Source organism: Mucilaginibacter phenanthrenivorans (genome assembly GCF_024721155.1).
Taxonomy (GTDB): domain Bacteria; phylum Bacteroidota; class Bacteroidia; order Sphingobacteriales; family Sphingobacteriaceae; genus Mucilaginibacter; species Mucilaginibacter phenanthrenivorans.
Window position 1 is genome coordinate 349,548 of the sequence record NZ_JAHVAP010000007.1, and the last position, 21,412, is coordinate 370,959.

At 37.5% G+C, this 21,412-nt stretch carries 22 protein-coding genes; 16 read left to right on the forward strand and 6 right to left on the reverse strand.

Features of this window, described 5'->3' with window-relative positions; translation table 11 throughout:
* The first annotated feature begins 6 nt into the window (after positions 1-6).
* From KXD93_RS18925 to KXD93_RS18975, 11 genes are all read left to right on the forward strand, one after another.
* Entirely contained in the window at positions 7-768 is a 762-nt protein-coding gene (locus KXD93_RS18925) for an SDR family NAD(P)-dependent oxidoreductase (RefSeq protein WP_258138910.1), read from the forward strand.
* Positions 761-1,837: an AroB-related putative sugar phosphate phospholyase (cyclizing) gene (locus KXD93_RS18930; RefSeq protein ID WP_258138911.1), complete on the forward strand. Its 1,077-nt coding sequence runs from the start codon at positions 761-763 to the stop codon at positions 1,835-1,837. Before KXD93_RS18925 ends, KXD93_RS18930 begins: the two co-directional genes overlap by 8 nt.
* Complete coding sequence (locus KXD93_RS18935) at positions 1,834-2,286, forward strand: NanQ anomerase/TabA/YiaL family protein (protein WP_258138912.1); 453 nt, start codon at positions 1,834-1,836, stop codon at positions 2,284-2,286. The genes KXD93_RS18930 and KXD93_RS18935 overlap by 4 nt, the downstream gene beginning before the upstream one ends.
* A 6-nt stretch (positions 2,287-2,292) precedes the next feature.
* Positions 2,293-2,973, forward strand: coding sequence for an acylneuraminate cytidylyltransferase family protein (locus KXD93_RS18940; protein ID WP_258138913.1), 681 nt, complete (start codon positions 2,293-2,295; stop codon positions 2,971-2,973).
* 45 nt (positions 2,974-3,018) lie between these two features.
* Complete coding sequence (locus KXD93_RS18945) at positions 3,019-3,471, forward strand: NanQ anomerase/TabA/YiaL family protein (RefSeq protein WP_258138914.1); 453 nt, start codon at positions 3,019-3,021, stop codon at positions 3,469-3,471.
* A 74-nt stretch (positions 3,472-3,545) separates the two neighbouring features.
* A complete protein-coding gene (locus KXD93_RS18950; protein ID WP_258138915.1) occupies positions 3,546-4,229 on the forward strand; it encodes a cyclase family protein in 684 nt (227 codons plus the stop codon).
* A gap of 2 nt (positions 4,230-4,231) precedes the next feature.
* Complete coding sequence (locus tag KXD93_RS18955; protein ID WP_258138916.1) at positions 4,232-4,993, forward strand: HpcH/HpaI aldolase family protein; 762 nt, start codon at positions 4,232-4,234, stop codon at positions 4,991-4,993.
* 19 nt (positions 4,994-5,012) lie between these two features.
* Positions 5,013-5,843: a 6-hydroxymethylpterin diphosphokinase MptE-like protein gene (locus tag KXD93_RS18960; protein WP_258138917.1), complete on the forward strand. Its 831-nt coding sequence runs from the start codon at positions 5,013-5,015 to the stop codon at positions 5,841-5,843.
* 14 nt (positions 5,844-5,857) lie between these two features.
* Positions 5,858-6,958: a glycosyltransferase family 4 protein gene (locus tag KXD93_RS18965; RefSeq protein WP_258138918.1), complete on the forward strand. Its 1,101-nt coding sequence runs from the start codon at positions 5,858-5,860 to the stop codon at positions 6,956-6,958.
* A 118-nt stretch (positions 6,959-7,076) separates the two neighbouring features.
* Positions 7,077-8,369, forward strand: coding sequence for an MBOAT family O-acyltransferase (locus KXD93_RS18970; RefSeq protein ID WP_258138919.1), 1,293 nt, complete (start codon positions 7,077-7,079; stop codon positions 8,367-8,369).
* A 31-nt stretch (positions 8,370-8,400) separates the two neighbouring features.
* Entirely contained in the window at positions 8,401-9,360 is a 960-nt protein-coding gene (locus KXD93_RS18975) for a DUF1574 domain-containing protein (RefSeq protein WP_258138920.1), read from the forward strand.
* 405 nt (positions 9,361-9,765) lie between these two features.
* Here the strand turns inward: KXD93_RS18975 and KXD93_RS18980 are convergent, their stop codons facing one another.
* Entirely contained in the window at positions 9,766-10,884 is a 1,119-nt protein-coding gene (locus KXD93_RS18980; RefSeq protein ID WP_258138921.1) for an endo-1,4-beta-xylanase, read from the reverse strand.
* Between the two features lie 885 nt (positions 10,885-11,769).
* Here KXD93_RS18980 and rfbB point away from each other — a divergent pair.
* The 5 genes from rfbB (at position 11,770) to fcl (ending at position 16,327) form a co-directional block, all read left to right on the forward strand.
* Complete coding sequence (gene rfbB, locus KXD93_RS18985; RefSeq protein ID WP_258138922.1) at positions 11,770-12,819, forward strand: dTDP-glucose 4,6-dehydratase; 1,050 nt, start codon at positions 11,770-11,772, stop codon at positions 12,817-12,819.
* A 32-nt stretch (positions 12,820-12,851) separates the two neighbouring features.
* Positions 12,852-13,406 (forward strand): dTDP-4-dehydrorhamnose 3,5-epimerase, encoded by a 555-nt coding sequence (gene rfbC, locus KXD93_RS18990; protein ID WP_258138923.1) that lies wholly within the window; start codon positions 12,852-12,854, stop codon positions 13,404-13,406.
* A 44-nt stretch (positions 13,407-13,450) separates the two neighbouring features.
* Positions 13,451-14,314: a dTDP-4-dehydrorhamnose reductase gene (rfbD, locus tag KXD93_RS18995; RefSeq protein ID WP_258138924.1), complete on the forward strand. Its 864-nt coding sequence runs from the start codon at positions 13,451-13,453 to the stop codon at positions 14,312-14,314.
* An 11-nt stretch (positions 14,315-14,325) separates the two neighbouring features.
* Entirely contained in the window at positions 14,326-15,186 is an 861-nt protein-coding gene (gene rfbA / locus KXD93_RS19000; RefSeq protein ID WP_258138925.1) for a glucose-1-phosphate thymidylyltransferase RfbA, read from the forward strand.
* A 205-nt stretch (positions 15,187-15,391) separates the two neighbouring features.
* On the forward strand, positions 15,392-16,327 hold the full coding sequence (gene fcl, locus KXD93_RS19005) for a GDP-L-fucose synthase (protein ID WP_258138926.1): 936 nt from the start codon (positions 15,392-15,394) through the stop codon (positions 16,325-16,327).
* Between the two features lie 112 nt (positions 16,328-16,439).
* Here fcl and miaA read toward each other — a convergent pair whose 3' ends face one another.
* From miaA to KXD93_RS19030, 5 genes are all read right to left on the reverse strand, one after another.
* Positions 16,440-17,357 carry a tRNA (adenosine(37)-N6)-dimethylallyltransferase MiaA gene (gene miaA, locus KXD93_RS19010; protein WP_258138927.1) on the reverse strand — a complete coding sequence of 306 codons (918 nt, stop codon included), beginning with the start codon at positions 17,355-17,357 and terminating at the stop codon, positions 16,440-16,442.
* 110 nt (positions 17,358-17,467) lie between these two features.
* A complete protein-coding gene (locus KXD93_RS19015) occupies positions 17,468-18,118 on the reverse strand; it encodes an IS1096 element passenger TnpR family protein (RefSeq protein ID WP_258138928.1) in 651 nt (216 codons plus the stop codon).
* A gap of 166 nt (positions 18,119-18,284) precedes the next feature.
* Entirely contained in the window at positions 18,285-19,694 is a 1,410-nt protein-coding gene (locus KXD93_RS19020) for a CCA tRNA nucleotidyltransferase (RefSeq protein WP_258138929.1), read from the reverse strand.
* Positions 19,695-19,836: 142 nt separating this feature from the next.
* Positions 19,837-20,403 (reverse strand): L-threonylcarbamoyladenylate synthase, encoded by a 567-nt coding sequence (locus tag KXD93_RS19025; RefSeq protein WP_258138930.1) that lies wholly within the window; start codon positions 20,401-20,403, stop codon positions 19,837-19,839.
* Positions 20,396-21,385 carry a glycosyltransferase family 9 protein gene (locus tag KXD93_RS19030; RefSeq protein WP_258138931.1) on the reverse strand — a complete coding sequence of 330 codons (990 nt, stop codon included), beginning with the start codon at positions 21,383-21,385 and terminating at the stop codon, positions 20,396-20,398. The genes KXD93_RS19025 and KXD93_RS19030 overlap by 8 nt, the downstream gene beginning before the upstream one ends.
* Between the last annotated feature and the right edge of the window lie 27 nt (positions 21,386-21,412).

Consider the following 21,412-nt stretch of genomic DNA (forward strand, 5'->3'; position numbering starts at 1 on the left):
CTTTTGATGAATAGTATATCAAATATAAAGATTGATCTGACAGCTAAAATTGCTCTTATAACCGGTGGCACCAGGGGCATTGGAAAAGCCATTGCTGAACGTTTTCTTGACGCCGGATCTTCAGTGATCCTTACTGGAACAAGCGCCGCAGAAATTGAGCAATTAAATAGTGTAAATACATCTGAAAGAATTAGTTATTTACAGTTAGATTTTAATGATCCTGCATCAGTTGAAGCGTTTTTATTGAAGTTAAATAACTTTGACAGGATAGATGTGCTTGTAAATAACGCCGGTATAAACAAAATAGCTTTAAATACAGAAACCACTGATGCTGATTTCGATTTGCTTCATAATGTTAATGTAAAAGGCCCTTATGTGCTTTGCAGGGAAGTAAGCAAAGTAATGAAGAAGAATGGGTATGGCAGAATAGTGAATATAACGTCTATCTGGAGTGCTATTACCAGGCCGGGGCGCTCCATTTATACCACTAACAAAAACGCTGTAGCCGGGCTTACCAAAACACTGGCAATTGAGTTAGGGAAATATGATATACTGGTAAATTCAGTTGGCCCGGGTTTTACGCTTACTGAACTTACAGCCTCAACCAATTCGGCCGAGGAGCTTAAGAAAATAACGGAGCTAATACCCATGAACAGGATGGCTCAGCCTGTAGAGATAGCTAACGTGATACTTTTTTTAAGCAGCGATCTTAATAGTTATTTAACAGGACAAAATATAATTGTTGACGGAGGATACACCAATGTATAATTTTACAGTTAAATCAATCATACACGATTATAGTGTGCAGTTTATTGATGACACACAAAAAGTACTTTTAAGTGAATTAAAAGAAGGTGATGTAATCATTATAGATAATAAGATAAAGGAGCTATATAAAGATGTGCTTGAACCAGTTTTTAAATTGTATAGGCATATCTGCATTGATGCTCACGAATCTGTGAAAAGTTATCAGGGTGTTGAACCTTTAATCGAAGATCTTATTGAAAATGGTTTTCGTAAAAACCATCGCCTGGTTGCTATTGGCGGAGGCATTACCCAGGATGCTACAGCGTTTATAGCATCTATTCTTTACCGCGGCGTTAAGTGGCTTTTTTTTCCAACCTCGTTACTGGCGCAGGGCGATAGTTGTATAGGCAGTAAAACGTCAATCAACTTCAAAAAGTTCAAAAATCAAATAGGCGGTTTTTATCCTCCCAACCAAATATTTATCAATCTGGATTTTTTAAATACCTTATCAATCTGGGATTTAAAATCAGGCATGGGCGAAATGTGCCATTACTTCATTGTATCAAGCCAGGAAGATTTTGATCGTTACAAAACTGAATACCCTGCAGCTTTAACAGATAAAAAAGTACTTGCTGGTATTATTAACCGTAGCCTCGAAATCAAAAAAGGCTATATAGAACGCGACGAGTTTGATCAAAACGAGCGGTTGGTATTTAACTATGGACACTCGTTTGGACATGCTATTGAATCTTTAACCAATTACCGTATTCCGCACGGAATAGCGGTAAGCTATGGAATGGATATGGCAAACTTTGTATCGGTAAAACTGGGTTACATTACTGAAGAAACCCGGTTGTATATCAGGGCGCTTTTAAGCCAGATATGGGAAGGCACTGATATTAGAGACATAGAACTGCAAAAATTCACGGTTGCTTTAAGTAAGGATAAAAAGAACGTTGGTAAAACACTCGGCCTTATATTGAATAAAGGATGCGGGAAAATTTTCAAAGACATGCGCCCTATGGATGATGAATTTATAGGTTGGCTTAAAGAATATTTTGATACCCAGTTAACACCTCAAACGGTATGATACTCGATCAGCTAAAAAATATCGACATTTATAAAGGTATTTCGCCTGATATTTATGCTGGCCTGCAATTTTTGCAGAAGGCTACGCCAGATATTGAACTTGGAACATATGTTATCAATGAAAACACGAAGGCTATAGTAAGCGAGTACGAAACTATTGCCGACTTTTCAAGAGGCTATGAAGCCCATAAGCACGTTATCGATATTCAATACCCGGTGCGGGGTTTGGAGCGTGTAAAATGGTCGCCTATAGAGGGCATGAATATAAATATCCCTTATGACGAAGCTAAGGATCGCACATTTTATAAAGACCCATCGTCGCGCGGAACGCATGTAGATATTGGCGAAGGCATATTTGCTATTATGTTCCCTGAGGATGGCCACGGCCCGCAGCATTATATTGGTAAACCCGAAACCATAAAAAAAATAACTGTTAAAATAGCTATCTGACAAAAAATGGAAATACCCAAAATAACCGCCCTGGTACCGATGAAGGGGCATTCTGAAAGGGTGCCTCATAAAAATATCCGCCCGCTGGTAGGTAAACCTGCCTTTCATTGGATAATGGAAACCCTATCTAAAAGTGCCTATATTAATGAAATACTGGTAAACACAGATTCGCCAGAAATTGCAGAAAGTGCCAAAGCTAATTTTGATAAGGTAAAGATATTGGAAAGACCTGATTTTTTACTTGGGGATATGGTTAGCATTCAGCCACTTATTGCGTATGATATTGAGCAAACGGATGCCGAATATTTTTTACAAACGCATAGTACCAACCCGTTGCTTACTGTAGAATCTGTTGACCATGCTATCGAAGCATTTTTTGCTCAGAAAGAACATGACGCGCTTTTTTCGGTTACTGAAGTGAAGCAGCGCTTTTATTGGCCCGATGGCCGAGGTATAAATCATGACCCTAAGTTTTTGATAAGGACGCAGGACCTGGAGCCGATATATCATGAAAACTCCTGTTTCTATATTTTTTCAAAGGAAACCAATCACAAAATAAAAAGCAGGTTAGGTTCAAACCCTATGATGTTCCCTATTGAAAGACTTGAGGCGGCGGATATTGATGACCTGGAAGATTTTTACTGGACCGAATTTCTATTACAAAGAAGAATTGCAAATAGCTTATAATCGCAAGAAGCAGTTTGGCATACAATAAACTAAAAGCTAAAGCATATGATCATTGATTCGCTAACCAATATTGAATTTTATAAATCGATAAATAATGATATATATCAAGGACTGGTGTTTATAAAAAATGCTGATCCTGAAATTGCACTTGGCGACTATCCGCTTACAGAAACTGCTAAGGCGGTGGTAATGGAATACGAAACCAAGATTAAGAATGATTTTGGTTATGAGGCACACAAGCACGTTATTGATGTACAATATTGTATAAAAAATACAGAGCGTATACCATGGTCAAACCTTAAAAGACTTACACCAAATACAAATTATAATGTGGAAAAGGATTTTACATTTTATGATATGATTGAGCCGCAGGGTGAGGTAGTTATAGGTAATGATATTTTTGCGGTATTTTATCCTGAAGATGGACATGCGCCTGTTTACAGTGACGGAGAACCAGGATACATAAAAAAAATTGTTATAAAAGTAAAAGTTCGATAAAAACATTGTCGCACGTGTAAATAACAGTTACAAAGCAAAGCCTTGGCAAAATTTCAAAAAGTAGAGTTTAAAAAATGCGGAATAACATAAGCCTTTCACATATTATATCACAGTCAACGCCTGCATATGGTAACCGTGACAGGATATTTATAAGGGATAATTCTTCTATCTTGAAAGGTGAAACTGCAAATTCTTCGTGCTGGATCTTTTCAAATAATCATATTGGTACTCATATTGATTCGCCGCGACACTTTTCTGCAACCGGGAGAAAGACCCAAGAATTTGATGTTAATGATTTTTTTTATGATAAAGTAGTTCTTGTTGATATACCCTGTACTACTGGGATTTTGATTTCAATTGAGGATTTTAAAAAGGTTGAGGAAGAAATTGAACGGGATGATATTGAATTGTTACTTATACGTACAGGATACGAACAGTACAGAACAATTGACAAGTACTGGAATGATAGCCCGGGCCTCGCAGCTGAGTTAGCTGATTACTTTAGAAATAAATATCATAAATTAAGATGTGTGGGATTTGATTTTATATCGCTAACATCATGGAACTTTAGACCCGAGGGCAGAATAAGCCATAAAGCTTTTCTTTGTCCGACGGATGAGGAAAAGACGATCCTGGTGATTGAAGATATGGCGCTTGCAGCTGTAAACAATAGTATAAGATCTGTAATTGTTGCCCCGATGTTTGTTGAAGATGGAAATGGCGGAGCAGTAACTGTTTTTGCCGATATTGAAAAATAGATATGATTAACAAAACAATAAAACAAAAGCTTAGAAACAGAGAACTTACCATAGGTTCATGGATAACTATAGGGCATCCCTCTATTGCTGAAATACTTGCCAGTGCAAACTTTGATTGGTTGGTAATTGATATAGAGCACACAACAATTGATTTGTCAATGGTGCAAATTTTAATAACGGCAATTCAATCAAAGGGCATTGCTGCTTTTGTGAGGGTAAGTAAAAATGAAGAGGTAATTATAAAGCGTGTTTTAGATGCAGGTGCTGATGGAATAATTGTACCAATGATATGTTCTGCGGATGAAGCAAAGCAGGCCGTAAAATATGCGAAATACCCCCCAGAAGGTACAAGAGGAGTAGGTTTGGCCCGGGCCCAACAATATGGAACAGCATTTGAAGCTTACAAAGAGTGGGTTAAAACAGATCTCGTAGTTATAGCCCAAATAGAGCATATTAATGGAATAAATGACCTTGAAAATATATTAGAGGTTGAGGGTATAGACGGGGTGTTTATAGGCCCTTATGATTTATCAGGCTCATTAGGAATTCCAGGTAAATATGAAGAACCAATTGTAGTTGATGCGCTTGAGCGTTTTAAGAGAATTTGCAAGGAAAAACGTTTTTCAATGGGTTTCCATGTAATTGAAACTAATGCTGAAAGACTGCAGGCAAAAATTGATGAGGGTTATAACTTCATAGCATTTAGTACAGATTTTCTTTTCATGGGAACAAATGCTCGTAACGAACTAGGAAAAATTCGGTAAACAATATTATTTATAAACTATGGAAGGTATAAAACGGTTGTTGTCATTTAATATTAAAGATCTGACATTTGGTAGGGTTGTAAGGGCTATTTTAAGAAGGATAGGTAATATTTGGTATTTGGGTACCTGGTATTTTCCATTTGGATTTTCGAAACTCAATAAGGAGAAAATTAGAAAATTTAAAGACATACATGCAGGTAAAAGATGTTTTATAGTATGTAATGGCCCCAGCTTAAATAAAATGGATCTGTCGTTATTGAAAGATGAATATACGATAGGCATGAACAGAATTTATTTGATGGAGGAAATAAATAATTTCAGACCAAGCTATTTATTCTGCTATGATAAGGCTGTACAATTAATGCAATTTACCGAAGAATTTGATGCGGTAGATATGACTTGTTTTTACAACTGGGATTTGAACAATATATTTAGCAAAAAGGAAAATCAACATTTTTTAAAAGGAAGATTTGCGCCTACTTTTTCAAAGGACCCTCTGAAAAATATGCTGGGGAATGGTAAAACTGTTACTTACATATGTATACAATTTGCCTTTTATATGGGCTTTAGCGAAGTATATATTATTGGTAAAGATCATTCGTATGATACAAATGTAAAGCCAACAAATGTTGTAATAAGTGATGGTAATGATCTAAATCACTTTTCACCTAAATATTATAAGCCAGGCCAAAAATGGGATGCGCCTGATTATCATTCCGAAGAGTTAGCTTATAGGCTGGCAAAAAAAGCCTTTGAAGATAGCGGAAGGATAATAAAAGATGCAACTCCAAATGGTAAGCTTGACATATTTGAAAAAGTCGATTTTAATCAGTTATTTAAAAAAGCATAATAAGAAAGCTTTCCATGAATGTAATGGTTATTGGTACAAGAGGAATTCCAAATATTCAAGGGGGTGTGGAAACGCATTGTGAAGAATTATATTCCCATCTTGTGCAACAACATGATATTAAGGTCACTATTATCAGGCGCAGTGCGTATACAATTAATAGCCGTAACCTAAGGAATTACAAAGGGATTACTCTAAAAACATTATATTCTCCCAAAAACAAAAGCTTTGAAGCTATAGTGCATACTTTTTTAGCTGTTGTTTATGCCGGGATAAAACGCCCGGATATTTTACATATTCATGCTGTAGGCCCGAGTTTGTTTACTCCTTTTGCAAGAATATTAGGGTTAAAAGTAATTATGACACATCACGGTCCTGATTATGAACGTAAGAAATGGGGAGTAACTGCCAAAGCATTTTTAAAGATGGGTGAGCTGGCCGGCGTTAAGTTTGCAAACAAGGTAATAGTAATTTCTAAAGGAATTGGAGAAAGCATCCAAAAAAAGTATGGCCGGAAGACATACGAGCTAATACACAATGGGGTGCCGGAAGCAATAAGAAACAATCAAGTAGAATACCTGAGTGAGCTTGGGATAGAACCTCAGAAATATATATTCACGCTTGGAAGATTTGTTCCCGAAAAGGGTTTCGATTATCTAATCGAGGCCTATAAAAAATCCAAAGTTGCAAATGATTATAAACTTGTTATCGCAGGTGAGGCAGATCATGAGACTGAATATTCAAAACAGTTACGTCAAATGGCTCAAAAAGAAGGCATAATTTTGACAGGTTTTATTAAGAATGGTAAGCTTCATCAGTTATATACACATGCTCGTTTATTTGTGCTTCCTTCGTTTTATGAGGGGCTTCCCATTGCGTTACTTGAAGCAATGAGTTATGGTTTGGATATATTGGCAAGCGATATCCCAGCCAATAAGGAAGTATGTTTAAAGGACCAGTTTTATTTTGCAACCGGCAATGTAAATGGTTTGGCAGGCCAACTGGAGCAAAAATTATCTCAACCGGCAAGAAGTAATGTTTATGAATTACAAAGTTACGATTGGGGTACGATTTCAAAACAGACGTATAACATTTATAAACAATTAATTGTTCGATAATATGCTATTCAACTCTATAAATTTTGTTATATTTTTCATAGTTGTCACAACTCTGTATTTTGCACTAAGCCAAAAATACAGATGGCTGTTGCTCTTACTTGCGAGTTGTTACTTCTACATGGCATTTGTGCCTATTTATATCATAATACTCGGGTTTACTATAGTAGTTGACTATTTTGCCGGGATTTATATAGAAAATGCGAAGGGCGCCAAGCGTAAACTTTTTCTAACGACAAGCCTGATAGCCAATATTGGTGTGCTTTGTGTTTTTAAATACTACAATTTTCTTAATGAAAACTTAAGTATTTTGTTATCTCATTTAGGACATGGCAATCCTTTTCCATTTTTGCTGATATTATTGCCAATTGGTCTTTCATTTCATACATTTCAAGCTATGAGTTATACCATAGAGGTATATAGAGGAAATCAGCCTGCAGAGAGAAATTTTGGTATATATGCTTTATATGTGATGTTTTACCCGCAATTGGTTGCAGGGCCAATTGAAAGACCACAAAATTTATTGCACCAATTTTATGAAAAGCACGAATTTAGTAGCGAGCGGGTTAGCTCAGGGCTAAAGCAAATGATGGTTGGTTTTCTAAAAAAACTTGTTGTGGCTGATCGTCTTTCAATTTATGTAGATACAATTTACAGTAGTTCTTCATCACAATCAGGGAAATCCTTATTAGTTGCCACTGTTTTTTTTGCCATACAAATATATTGTGATTTTTCAGGCTACTCGGATATCGCGATTGGCGCTGCTAAGGTAATGGGATTTGATTTGATGAAAAACTTCAACAGACCATACTTTTCATTGTCTATAAGTGAATTTTGGCGACGTTGGCATATCTCTTTGTCTACCTGGTTTAAAGATTATCTGTACTTTCCCTTAGGTGGCAGCAGGGTAAAAAGTATATCCAGAAGATATTTTAATTTGTTAGTGGTTTTTTTAATAAGTGGCTTATGGCATGGGGCCAATTGGACCTTTGTAATATGGGGAGCGCTAAACGGATTTTTATTAATCATTGAATCTACTTTAAAAATACCATTTACGACCACGTCGTGGTGGAAGAGAATTATAAGAACGTTTATAACGTTCTCACTAATTTGTTTAACATGGGTGTTTTTTAGAGCATCTACTGCCAGCCAGGCTTACGATATAGTAAAGAAGATTATTCAATTTAAGGGTTCTTTATACTTTGGCAACCCTAAAGATCACTTTTTATATTCCATTGCAGCTATTTTGTTTCTATTAATAATTGAATTTATGAGAGAGTATTTCCCACAGAAATTTAAATTATTTGATAATAAAAGCGGCATAATCAGGTATGCCTTTTATACATTAACAATAATAACGATTTTGCTTTTTGGTGTATTAGATGGGGGGCAGTTCATCTATTTTCAATTTTGACGAACATTTCAAGTAATAACTCTTAGTTTATATGAAGGAATTTAAAATATTTTTAAGTAAGGCTGCCGTTTTACTAATAATATTAATAGTTAGCGATGTTGTGATCGGCTTTGCTATTACTTATGTTTTCAATAAACAAAAAAGTGGAAAGTATTTTATCACTACGTACGCTTTAAAAAATACCAATCAGGATATTTTAGTCTTTGGCAACTCACATGCTGCCCAACACTTTAATACACCATTAATGGCTGAAAAATTAAAAGTATCAGCGTTTAATTTCGGTGTTCAGGGGCAAAGTATGCTATATTATTATCCGATTATAAAATCGGTTTTAAATTATCATAAACCCAAATTAATAATTATGAATCTTGACTGTACTGAGTTGAGTTTTAATCCTACTAATTATCAAAGACTGTCAATTTTTTTGCCCTATTTTCATCAGAATAAATATGTCGATTCCAGCATATATTTAATGGGCGGAGGTGAAAAGTTAGAAGCATGGTCATCACTTTATAGATATAATTCAACTATAGGGTATATTTTATTTAATGTTTCAAATAAGTCGGAAAATAAAAGTTATAAGAGTTTGGGATTTGACCCTCAATATGGAAATTTTTGTCAGAAAATTTCCATGGAAAATGAGAATAGTATCTCCAAAAAAATAAAATTCGATGAGAAAATAATACAATCATTGAGTTCACTTATTAAAGACATTCAAAACGCGCATATTCCTCTTGTAGTTACAACTACGCCATTGCTTTATGGTATAAAGCAAAATGCATACAGAGACAAATTGAAGCTTTTATTAATGAATAGTAAAGTGGATTATTGGGACTATGCAAATGATGAAAGCTTTGTAAATAAATGTAATTTATTTATTGACCAAGCTCATTTAAATAAAGAAGGAGCCGACGTTTTTACAAATATGATTATGGAGCGAATTATTAAGAGCAATATTTTAAATGGTTCCGGGACAAGCGCAAACAAATAGGCAATACGTTTTGGGATAGGAATGATCCGTGCTTATCCTCAAAACGGGACAATAACATAAAGTTTACGCACGCCCACACTACAATACTTGCTAACCAGTAGTGAACGGTATGAGGGATTAAAAAGGATATAGAAAGCCCATTAAGCTAATCTCATCTATGAAAAAAGCCAAGCTTTAGCTTGGCTCCAGATGATTATCATTCAAAGATTAATATTGCTAACAAGCTGCATTTCTGCGGCCGTGTGTCCTTTTTATATCCGCATTAGCTGTATAATCCATTCTTTCATCGAGTCCGTCAGCTATTTTTGTCTTCATTACCTAATTATTAATTAATGATCAAAAGTAGCTGGTAAGTATCACATCGATGGATACAAAAATCTTATCAGCTACTTTTAACACCGGATCCTAGTGTTTTAATCCGGAAATAAACGATTTGTAGGACGATTTTTTATTATAGTTTACATCAAATAATAACGGTTGATCCCTGTTATGCGTTAATATATTGATATAGCTGTCTCCATCGGTAACGCACCAAAATGTAATGCCGTATTGTTGGTTTTTTGGGATAATGGTTTTGTAGTCATGAGCAACAGAATAAAAAAGACTTGCTTGTGTGGTAGCATTTTTTAATGAGTCTATATCATGAATTTTGTTACTTGGGTTTACGCGGATATCCAATTCGGATATGCGAATTTGTAAACCGGTTTTAGCCACTTGTGTAAGGGCATTTCTGATTCCAGCTTCAGACGTCCTAACATTAATATGCATTTGTAGGCCCAATCCTCCAATGGGAACATGCCTGGCTTTAAGATTATTCGCCATGTTTATAATAGCCTGCAGTCTTTTCGGGAGGCGCTCCTGAGCGTAATCGTTATAAAATAAGATGGCATTTGGATCCGCCTCGTGAGCATAAATGAACGCCCTGGCGATATAATCCTTGCCCAGGTGTAACGCCCATATGTTTACATACTTTTTATTATGTGCTTTGTCTTCGTCGGCCATTCTGGGTATGCCATCATCATCAAATGCTTCATTAACTACGTCCCAGGAACTGACTCTGCCTTTAAAATGCGTGACTATTGTTTGAATATGAGTTTTGAATAAATTTTCCCACGCTAAAGAATCGCCTTGGAAATTTTGAACCCAATCGGGGGTACCCTGGAAGTGAACCAGGCAATGCCCGTGTACACGAAGGCCGTTTTTTAACGCAAAATTCACAAGGTTGTCTGCTGGGCCAAATAGGAATACACCGGGTGACGGTGAGATCTGGTTCCAAAATATTGAACTTGCGGTGCTTATACTACTGAACTCTTGAGCTATTAATTGTCTCATTTTGGGATCATTCAGTTCACGAGTACCAATGCCAACACCAATAGGAAAACTAGCAGCTTTCTTTAAAGTATCATTTTGGGGTTTTTTGTAGGATAAATGTTTCTTTTTTAAAGAATTTGCGGCGAAAAGTAAATTATGGCCAAAGCAAAATGTGAGGAACAGTAAAATGATACATTTCAAAGTGTATTTCATGATTTTTGGGGTATTAAATTGTTTAGAACCTGATGGGATTATAATATTTACAATAATAGTGGTTTTTGCTATATTAACGCCCTTTTTAATAATTTATTGGAATTCGTTTTAATTTTATTCATTTAGAATATTAGAATTATTTAAACAAAACTCACGTTTATGAAAATTGTTTTTTGTCAAAATATTTTTAGGTATTTAGAAGAACGTATAGAAACTGAAATAACGGTCGAAGAACATATGCTATTTGATCAAAATGCTTTTTTATAGCGGAAATATTTCATTCACGCAGGTAAACACTTGATTGTTTTATTTAATATCGACATGAATGGCCATTTAAATTAAGGTGTACTTGATAAAAATTATGTATTTTTGGTTGTTGTATAATGAGCTCAGGGTGATACAATCTACCTGCTGTTATCTTACAAGATAATTAGGGTGTGTGAGCCATATGCCATTGCGAAAATATCAGGCATAAAAATGTACAATGCCTTAGAATACAATATGGCTGTAATTATATTTCTGTTATGCCCGGCAGTTTGTATGGGTATAATGATAATTACACTTTCAAAACTCACACGTTGCCAGCATTTTATTCTTCGCTTTATGCGGCGAAGGGAGGTAATATCGTAGCTGTAATCATTTGAATACAGCGTTACCTAACAGCAATTTTTATTTGCTGATGACTTGGTTGAGGCCGTCTATTGTTTAATGCAGAAGCTGGATCGGGAACCAGGAAAGCTGATGAATATCAGAAAACTTTACAGCAGGGGAAGGTGATGGAAACATAAAATCAAGTTGAAAGAAGGAATAAAATGAACATTTAAGGATATTATTTTAGAAAGAATATCCTTTTAGGTAATTATAATTTATTTATTGACAAACACCATGAAAACATTACTTATAACCGGCGGAGCCGGCTTTATCGGCTCACACGTAGTCCGTCGTTTTGTAACCAGGTACCCGGAATATTTAATAGTTAATGTTGACGCGCTTACTTACGCCGGAAACCTGGAAAATCTGGAGGATATTGAGCATAGTCCAAATTACAAATTTGAGAAGGCCGATATAATGGACAAGGATGGCATAAGTGCTATTTTTGATAAGTATGAAGTTACCGATGTAGTACACCTGGCTGCTGAATCACATGTTGACAGGTCAATTTTAAGCCCGATGGATTTTGTATATACAAATGTTATCGGCACGGTAAACTTATTGGAAGTTGCCAAAGAAAAATGGAAAGGGAATTTCAATAAGCATTTATTTTACCATGTATCAACTGATGAAGTTTACGGAGCTTTAGGTGCCGAGGGTTTATTTACAGAGGAAACCCGTTATGATCCGCATTCTCCGTATAGTGCAAGTAAGGCAGCGTCAGATCATTTTGTAAGGGCTTATCACGATACTTACGGTATAAAAGTTGTGGTTTCCAACTGTTCAAATAACTACGGCCCATACCATTTTCCGGAAAAACTAATTCCGTTGATGATTAATAATATCATCAATAACAAGCCCCTGCCGGTTTATGGGGATGGAAAGTATACGCGTGATTGGTTATTTGTAAAAGATCATGCAATAGCAATTGATCTTATATTTCATGAAGGCAAAGTTGGCGATACGTATAACATTGGCGGTTTTAACGAGTGGAAAAACATTGATCTTGTAAACCTGCTTTGTGAACAAATGGACCAAAAGCTGGGTCGCGAGGCAGGCAGAAGTAAGCAACTCATTACCTATGTTAAAGACAGGCCGGGACACGACAGGCGCTATGCCATCGACGCCGGAAAAATCAATAAAGAACTTGGCTGGTATCCTTCAGTGACTTTTGAGCAGGGACTTTCTGAAACTATTGATTGGTTTTTAGCAAACAAAACCTGGTTAAATAATGTTACAAGCGGAGCCTATGCCAGTTATTACGATAATCAATACGCTAATTAATAAATAATAGTGAAACTCACCATATACACTTTATGACAATTACCCCTACTCCCCTCGAAGGATGTATAGTTATAACCCCCAGGATATTTAATGACGACAGGGGTTATTTTTTTGAATCATACAATACACAAAGTTTTAATAAAGCAGTAGGCTACGAAGTTAATTTTGTTCAGGATAATCAGTCCTATTCTACAAAGGGTGTTTTCAGAGGTATGCATCTTCAGCGAGGTGAACATGCACAAGCAAAACTGGTAAGGGTAACAAAGGGCGAGGTTTTGGATGTGGCTGTAGATCTGAGAAAAACATCGCCCACATACGGACAGCATTTTTCGGTAAAGCTTTCAGAAGAAAACCATCAGCAGTTTTTTATTCCACGCGGATTTGCTCACGGATTTATTGTACTGAGTGATATTGCTATATTTCAATATAAGTGCGATAACTACTACAATAAAGCTTCAGAAGGCGGTCTTCATTATGCCGATCCTGATCTGAATATAGACTGGGGCATGCCTAAAGATGAATTGCTGGTATCCGAGAAAGACCTGGAACTACCATTTTTAAAAGATGCAGCCGATTTTGGGTTTTAATAATTTACATTTAACCTTGATAAACAGATTATAAAAATTTCGATATGGACAATATAGTTGTATTCGGCGCTTCCGGTCAGTTAGGCCAATGTTTAAAAAAGGTGGCCGGATTAAAAGGTATTACTTCTATTGTTTTCCCGCCCGAATCGGAAGCCAATATATTAGATGCCGCTTTATTGAATAAAGTTTTTGAGCAATATAAACCAGCTTACGCCATCAATTGTGCAGCGTACACCGCAGTTGACAAAGCTGAAGATGATGTGGACCTTGCCCGTAAGATCAATAAAACCGGTGCGGAGAATCTTGCTATTCAATGCAAAGCTAATGGGGCGGTATTAATTCAGGTATCTACAGATTTTGTTTTTAAAGGTGATAAGCCGTATCCGCTGGTTGAGGATGACATTGCTGAGCCTATAAGTATTTATGGACTTACAAAGTTGGAAGGTGAACAGGATGTGGCTGCTATTTTACCGCGGCATTACATATTACGTACCAGTTGGCTATACTCTGAATTTGCCAACAATTTTGTAAAAACCATGTTAAAGCTTGGGGCAGAAAGGGACGAACTGAAAATCATAGCTGACCAGGTCGGTACACCTACTTATGCCATAGATCTGGCCGGTGCCATACTTGATATTATCACTTCGGGTAGTGAAAACTATGGGATTTATCATTATAGTAATGAAGGTGTAACTTCATGGTATGATTTTGCCAAAGGTATCTTTGATTTGTCAGGAACACAAGTGAAAACCTACCCTATACGGACGAGTGAATACCCAGCAAGGGCAACAAGACCTGCTTTTTCAGTAATGGATAAAGCTAAAATAAAAAAAACGTTCGGTTTGGAAATACCTTACTGGCGCGATAGCCTGATAGGTTGTCTTAAAGAATTAAACTCAATACAATAAATATCTCATCTATGAAAGGAATTATACTGGCAGGCGGTTCCGGAACCCGTCTTTATCCTATTACCAAAGCTATCAGCAAGCAGTTGATGCCTATTTACGATAAGCCAATGATCTATTACCCGCTATCAGTACTTATGCTGGCAGGGATAAATGAAATATTGATAATTACCACGCCCGAGGACCAGGCGGGTTTTATACGCTTATTAGGCGATGGCAGCGAACTTGGCTGCCGTTTTGAATTTGCTGTACAGGAGGTTCCTAACGGATTGGCACAGGCTTTTGTAATAGGCGCCGATTTTATAGGTGATGATAAAGTAGCACTGGTACTTGGCGATAATATATTTTACGGCTCTGGTTTCAGCACGCTAATACAAAGCTTTAACAATGTAAATGGTGCGGCTATATTTGCTTACCCTGTTGCTGATCCCGAACGTTACGGTGTTGTAGAATTTGATAAAAATTTCAAGGCGCTTTCTATTGAAGAAAAGCCATTAAAGCCAAAATCGAACTACGCAGTTCCGGGGCTTTATTTTTATGACAACCAGGTTGTTGAAATAGCTAAAAATATTCCGGCATCGCCAAGAGGAGAGTTTGAAATTACTGATGTAAATAAAGTATATCTTGAAAAAGAAGAGTTGCATGTAGGGGTAATGGATAGAGGAACAGCGTGGCTTGATACAGGGACCTTTGATTCATTGAGTGACGCTTCTGAATTTGTGCGTGTTATTGAAAAGCGTCAGGATACCAAAATAGGCTGCATCGAAGAAGTGGCTTACAGAATGGGCTTTATTAACTATGCTGCGCTACAAGCCTTAGCTACCAAATATATAAAAAGTGGATATGGCAAGTATATACAAGGCATCGCACAATAAAAATTGAGTTAAATTATTATTGATTAATATTTTGCCATTTACAAATGAATGTAAGCGTCGAGTCGGCTATTCGACAAAACTAGCCTAAATAACTTGGGAAGTTAAGTATGCTTTTCAAAATGGATAACCATCGATATTTATTTATCAAAGAAAAATAATAAAAATTCAGATTATGTTATTGAAGAATAGTTTGAATGAAATTTGAATGGAAAAAGAGGCAAAAATATATATAGCCGGTCACCGGGGCATGGTTGGTTCAGCCATATATCGTAAGCTCGAAAAAGAGGGCTTCAGTAATTTTATTACAAGAACATCAGATACGCTCGATTTGCGGAGCCAGCAGCAGGCGGCCGATTTTTTTGAGCAGGAAAAACCTGATTATGTTTTCTTAGCTGCAGCTAAAGTTGGGGGCATTGTTGCTAACAATACTTATCGGGCTGAATTTCTGTATGATAACCTGCAGATTCAAAATAACGTTATCCATCAGTCATACTTAAATGGCGTAAGAAAATTGATGTTCCTGGGTTCAAGTTGTATATACCCAAAATTGGCTCCCCAGCCGCTAAAAGAAGAATATTTGTTAACCGGCATTCTTGAACCTACTAATGAACCTTATGCTATAGCCAAAATAGCGGGTATAAAAATGTGCGATGCTTATCGTGCTCAATATGGGTGTAACTTTATATCTGTGATGCCTACCAACCTTTATGGTTATAACGATAACTACCACCCTCAAAATTCACATGTGTTGCCTGCGTTGATCCGTCGTTTTCATGAAGCGAAGGAGCAAAACTTACCTGAGGTAACTATTTGGGGCACTGGTTCACCTAAGCGTGAATTTTTATTTGCGGATGATTTAGCCGAGGCATGTTACTTTTTGATGCAGAATTATGATGAAGAAGGATTAGTTAACATTGGTACAGGAGAAGATATTTCTATTAAGGACTTGGCTTTACTGGTTAAAAAGATCATTGACTATCCGGGTGAAATAAATTTTGATACCACAAAGCCGGATGGAACGCCCCGCAAATTGATGGATGTTACCAAACTTCACAGCAAAGGGTGGAAGCACACTATTAAACTGGAAGAAGGCATAAAATTAGCTTATAACGACTTTTTAGATAAGTATACGAAAACCTAATAACACTAAATCGGCGTTTAATATAAATAGTGCAACTTATACCACAGTTTACTGAGGCGAAGGGTGAAGAGAAAAAAACTGTCGAAACTTAAGCCTGTAAGCAGCCTGTTTACTAAAATAATGCACTATCTATCATGGCCGACATATCATGAATAAGGGTTTGACTATCTGCTTTAAACCATAGTATTTCTTTGTCTTTCCCAAACCAGGTCATCTGTCTTTTTGCAAAGCGGCGGGTATTTTGTTTAATAAGTTCAATGGCTGTATTCAGGTCTGTTTTTCCATCAAAATAATCAAATAGTTCGCTGTAACCAACGGTATTTAATGCATTTAACTGTCTGTAAGGTAAAAGCGACTTTACTTCATCAACCAAACCCTGCCTAACCATATCATCAACACGCTGATTAATGCGTTGGTATAAAACGGGCCTTTCCATGTTAAGCCCTAACTTTATAATGTTGAAAGGGCGATTATTTGAAGTTAATTTACGATAGGAGGAGTATGGCCTACCTGTGCCTTCAAACACTTCAAGCGCTCTTATAATGCGCTGCGGGTTACTGATATCAACACTTGAAGAATAATCCGGATCAACAGTTTTTAATTTCTCTTGTAGATGAGTTAATCCATAGTTTGTAAGTTCGTTATTCAACCTTTCTCTTACATCAGGATCAACTTCCGGGAATTCATCAAAGCCCTCACACACTGCTTTAATAAATAAGCCCGATCCTCCGGCCAATACAACTAAGGGATGAGTTTTAAACAACTCTTCCAGAAGATCAAGGCACTGTTTTTCATAATCTCCGGCTGTATAGGTTTCGGCAATAGACAGAGAGTCGATAAAATAATGCTTTACTTCATTCAATTCCCTGCTTGTAGGTTTTGCTGTTCCAATTGACATTTCCCGATAAAACTGCCTGGAATCAGCTGAAATTACAACGGTATTGTAATGCTTTGCTATTTCTATGGCTGCCGCCGTTTTGCCAGATGCAGTAGGGCCTGCGATAACAATAAGTGTTTTGGAGGAGTTCACAGTTGATGGTTGATTGTTAATAGCCGTTACATACTATTGATAAGTAATAAGGACGGTTTATAGCCGTTTTGATTTCCACTATAAACCATCAGCTATCAACCGTGAACTACCTAGTAATCGTCTCCATGCGACATTTTGCTGTCGTCTTCGAATCCTTCGTCGTCGCTGAACTCGCTTCCGAATTCATCTTCTTCCTCCTCATCGTCAACTTTAGCTATCACATCATCTTCTTCACCTGTTTCCGTTACTTCCGAAAAGTCGTCGGTATCATCCTCGCCAATAGCCATTTCATTAAGGAAGTCGAAATCGTCGACTTCTGGTGCCGCAACAGGGACATTAAGCACATTACCAAATTGTTTTGGCGCTTCGCCTGTTGATTTGACAACTGCCGGATAGGTAACGCCGGGCGCTTCGTCAAGAATGATCTTCATCAATTCAACATGGAAATCAAATGGTCGATCGAAATTAAATGTATAGTAGAATTTCTGATGTGGATCATCGATATAGCTGAGTAGCTTTACCTTGTCCATCAGGGCAACGCCTCGATCAATTCTTTTCTGGTTTGGTAAATAAGTGATTTCTTCGCCTTTTATCCACTGATCATTACTTATATAAAAAGAAGAAGGATATTCTGAATTGTAACCAGTTGACTGATGGATCGCTCTATGAAGATCTTCAAACGTTTGATTGGATTTTACGTCAATCTCTCTTACCACGTCATCGTAATCTTCAAAAGTAATCCTGAACCTGTATAAAGCCATTTTTTAGTATCGTATAGTTGTTTACAAAAATAGTAATGTTTTAGTTTTATTTCGGAATTCGGATGTTTGATTTTTCGCTTTTGTCTTTTTTCAACGGAACTCAAGAGGGCTGCGCTGTATAGGATTTTTTTAAAAATCGCAATCCCTAATCCCGTACCCGTAATATTTATTCCTCCCCCACAACTTTTAAGCCAATTTCAGCGCCTTTTGCAATTGTATATTTAATTGCCTCTTCGCGCGAGTTTGGAATTTCGCCCTCCAGTATAGCCTCCCTGATCTGATTTTTAATAATCCCAACCTCACGACCCTCTTTTATACCAAAAAGCTCCATAATATCTATTCCTGTAACAGGGGGCTGCCAGTTTCGCATATTGTCACGTTCTTCAACGTCCTTTAATTTTTGCTGAACAAGCTCAAAATTATTACGGTATTTTTTTACCTTATACTCGTTTTTTGTGGTGATGTCTGCTTTACACAACAGCATTAAACTCTCAATGTCTTCCCCTGCTTCAAATAATAAACGCCGTACCGCTGAATCGGTAACAATAGATTGTGCCAAAACAATGGGTCTTAAATGCAGTTGCACCATTTTTTGTACAAACTTCATTTTTTCGTTGAGCGGGAGCTTGAGTTGCGTGAATATTTTAGGAACCATGCGTGCTCCGCGATCTTCATGCCCATGGAACGTCCAGCCGTGCCCCGGTTCAAAGCGTTTGGTTGCCGGTTTGGCAATATCGTGTAAGATAGCCGCCCAGCGCAGCCACAAATCGCCGGTTGTTTCGCAGATATTATCCAACACTTGTAGTGTATGGTAGAAATTATCCTTATGACCCTTGCCATCAATATATTCAACACCGTAAAGCGTCGTCATCAGCGGAAATATTTTATGAAGCAGTCCGGTATCAAAAAGGTAATTAAAACCAATTGATGGCCGAGGCGACAAAATGATCTTGTTCATTTCATCCGTTATCCGCTCCTGCGAAATGATGTTGATCCTGTCGACGTTACTCTTTATAGCAGCAACGGCTAATTCGTCGATTTTGAAATCTAACTGGGTAGCAAATCGGATTGCTCTCATCATCCGCAAAGGATCGTCAGAAAATGTCTCAATTGGATTTAATGGGGTACGGATCAGTTTTCGTTCCAGGTCAGCTAGGCCGTCAAAGGGATCTAAAAGTTGACCGAATGAGTCCGGATGAAGGGAAATAGCCAAAGCATTGATCGTAAAATCCCTGCGTTTTTGGTCATCATCAAGTGTTCCGTTTTCAACAATAGGCTTTCGTGAATCAAGCCTATACGATTCTTTACGGGCGCCAACAAACTCAATTTCCAGGTCTTGATATTTTAGTGAAGCTGTTCCGAAGTTTTTAAATACGGATAGCTTTACTTTTAATTTTGCAGCAACACTTTCAGCAAAACCAATCCCATTGCCGATCACCACAATATCGATATCCTTCGACGGCCTTTCTAAAAAAATATCGCGCACAAAGCCGCCTATGGCATAAGCCTGCACATTTTGCCCGCCGGCGATATTTGATATAATAGAGAAGATAGGATGTTGCAGGTGTTGTTTCATGAACCGCTGATTCTTTTGATTTAATGATTGATAATCGTCGACGTTTACTGACAGTTGTAATGAAACTGATTCGTTAGTTAATTTAATTGTAGCTGTCCTTTTTAACCTAATCAACTCAATCTAACTGAATTAACCAAATCAACTACTTCCTGATAAATTCAAATTTACCGTCAGGAGCAAGCCTCATTATGGTTGATGGTGTTTTAATCTCCATTTCATGCTGGTCGATATCAACTACATAATCAACACCACCAATTATTTCATCATCAATCTGCGAAAAATATTGTGGCGATGGCTTGCCGCTTATGTTTGCTGAAGTTGACACCAACGGTTTTCGCAGGCGCTGGATCAACTGTTGGCAGAAAGGGTGTTTGGCCACACGTATGCCAACACTTCCGTCACTGGCAATAAGTGCCGGCGAAATATTTTTTGCGCCGGGCATAACTAAAGTTAGCGGGTGCTCGGCATATTCTATCAGGTCATAAGCCAGTGGATTTACATCGCTGATATAACTTTCCAGCTTGTTCTCTGTATCCAGCAAAATGATCATGCTTTTTGCCTCGCCACGCTGTTTTAACCTATAGATTTTATTTATCGCTTCGGTATTGGTGGCATCACAGCCTATTCCCCAAATGGTATCAGTAGGGTATAGGATGATTCCGCCGTTCTGGATCACCTTTAAAGCTTTTGCTACTTCGTCTTTAAGCATGGTGCAAATATACGCTCAATGCATTAATGATTTGTAATTCATCTAATAGTTCCAGGCATTTCGGAATGCCGTAAAGCTTACAGGTGTTTTTCACACAGGGTTCGCAGTTCAGTTTCCCATAGCGCAGCACGGTCAAATTCTGTTTATTGTAAGGAGCTGTATTTTGTTCATTACCTGCACCGAATAAAACAACAGTAGGGGTTCCAACGCTGTTTGCAAGGTGAGCGGGACCGGAATCCGTAGTAAGTACCGCAGCCGAATTTGCCATTAACCCGGCAAGCCCAGCCAAGTTAGTTTTACCGGCAAGGTTTTCGATCCTATCGTAATTTTCAACCCCTTTTGTTATATCGTTAACAAACGCCTCTTCCTTAGGGGAGCCGATAAATGTAAAAGTCGTGCCAGTGAAAGTACGGGTTAAGGTGTTAATAATCGATTTTGCCTTATCAACCGGCATCCTCCTTGATTCGGCTTCCGAGTTAAAATTAATAATCAATCGATTATTATTTGGGGCCGATAAGTTGCCTGCATTTAATTTAACCAGCCGGGAATTGATCGCTTTGCCTGTAAACTGCTCTAACAGGAAAATGTATTCATCGGTTCGGTGTAGCCTTAACGGCTGCCGGTAGCAATCGGTTAACAGGAAAAAAGCACCCTCCTTACCAAAACCTACTCGTTTTTTGGCGCCCGTGGCCCATGCCATTACTAATGATGACAACGACGTTGGCAAGTTGAAGAAAAGATCATACTTTTCATTACGAAATCCTTTGCCAAATCGAAAAACGCCGGCTAAGCCCTTGTTTTCCTGTTTTGCAAATGGATGAACAGCATTTAGGCCGGGAATTAAAGCTGCAATACCGCTTAATTCCGTCTTTATGACCACATCGATAGTTGCGTCGGGGTAAAACTCCCTAACAGCAGCAACGAATGCCGTGCTCATCACCACATCGCCAAGCCAATTAGGGAGTCTTATCAGGATCTTCATATTTGAGATATGAGATATGAGATATGA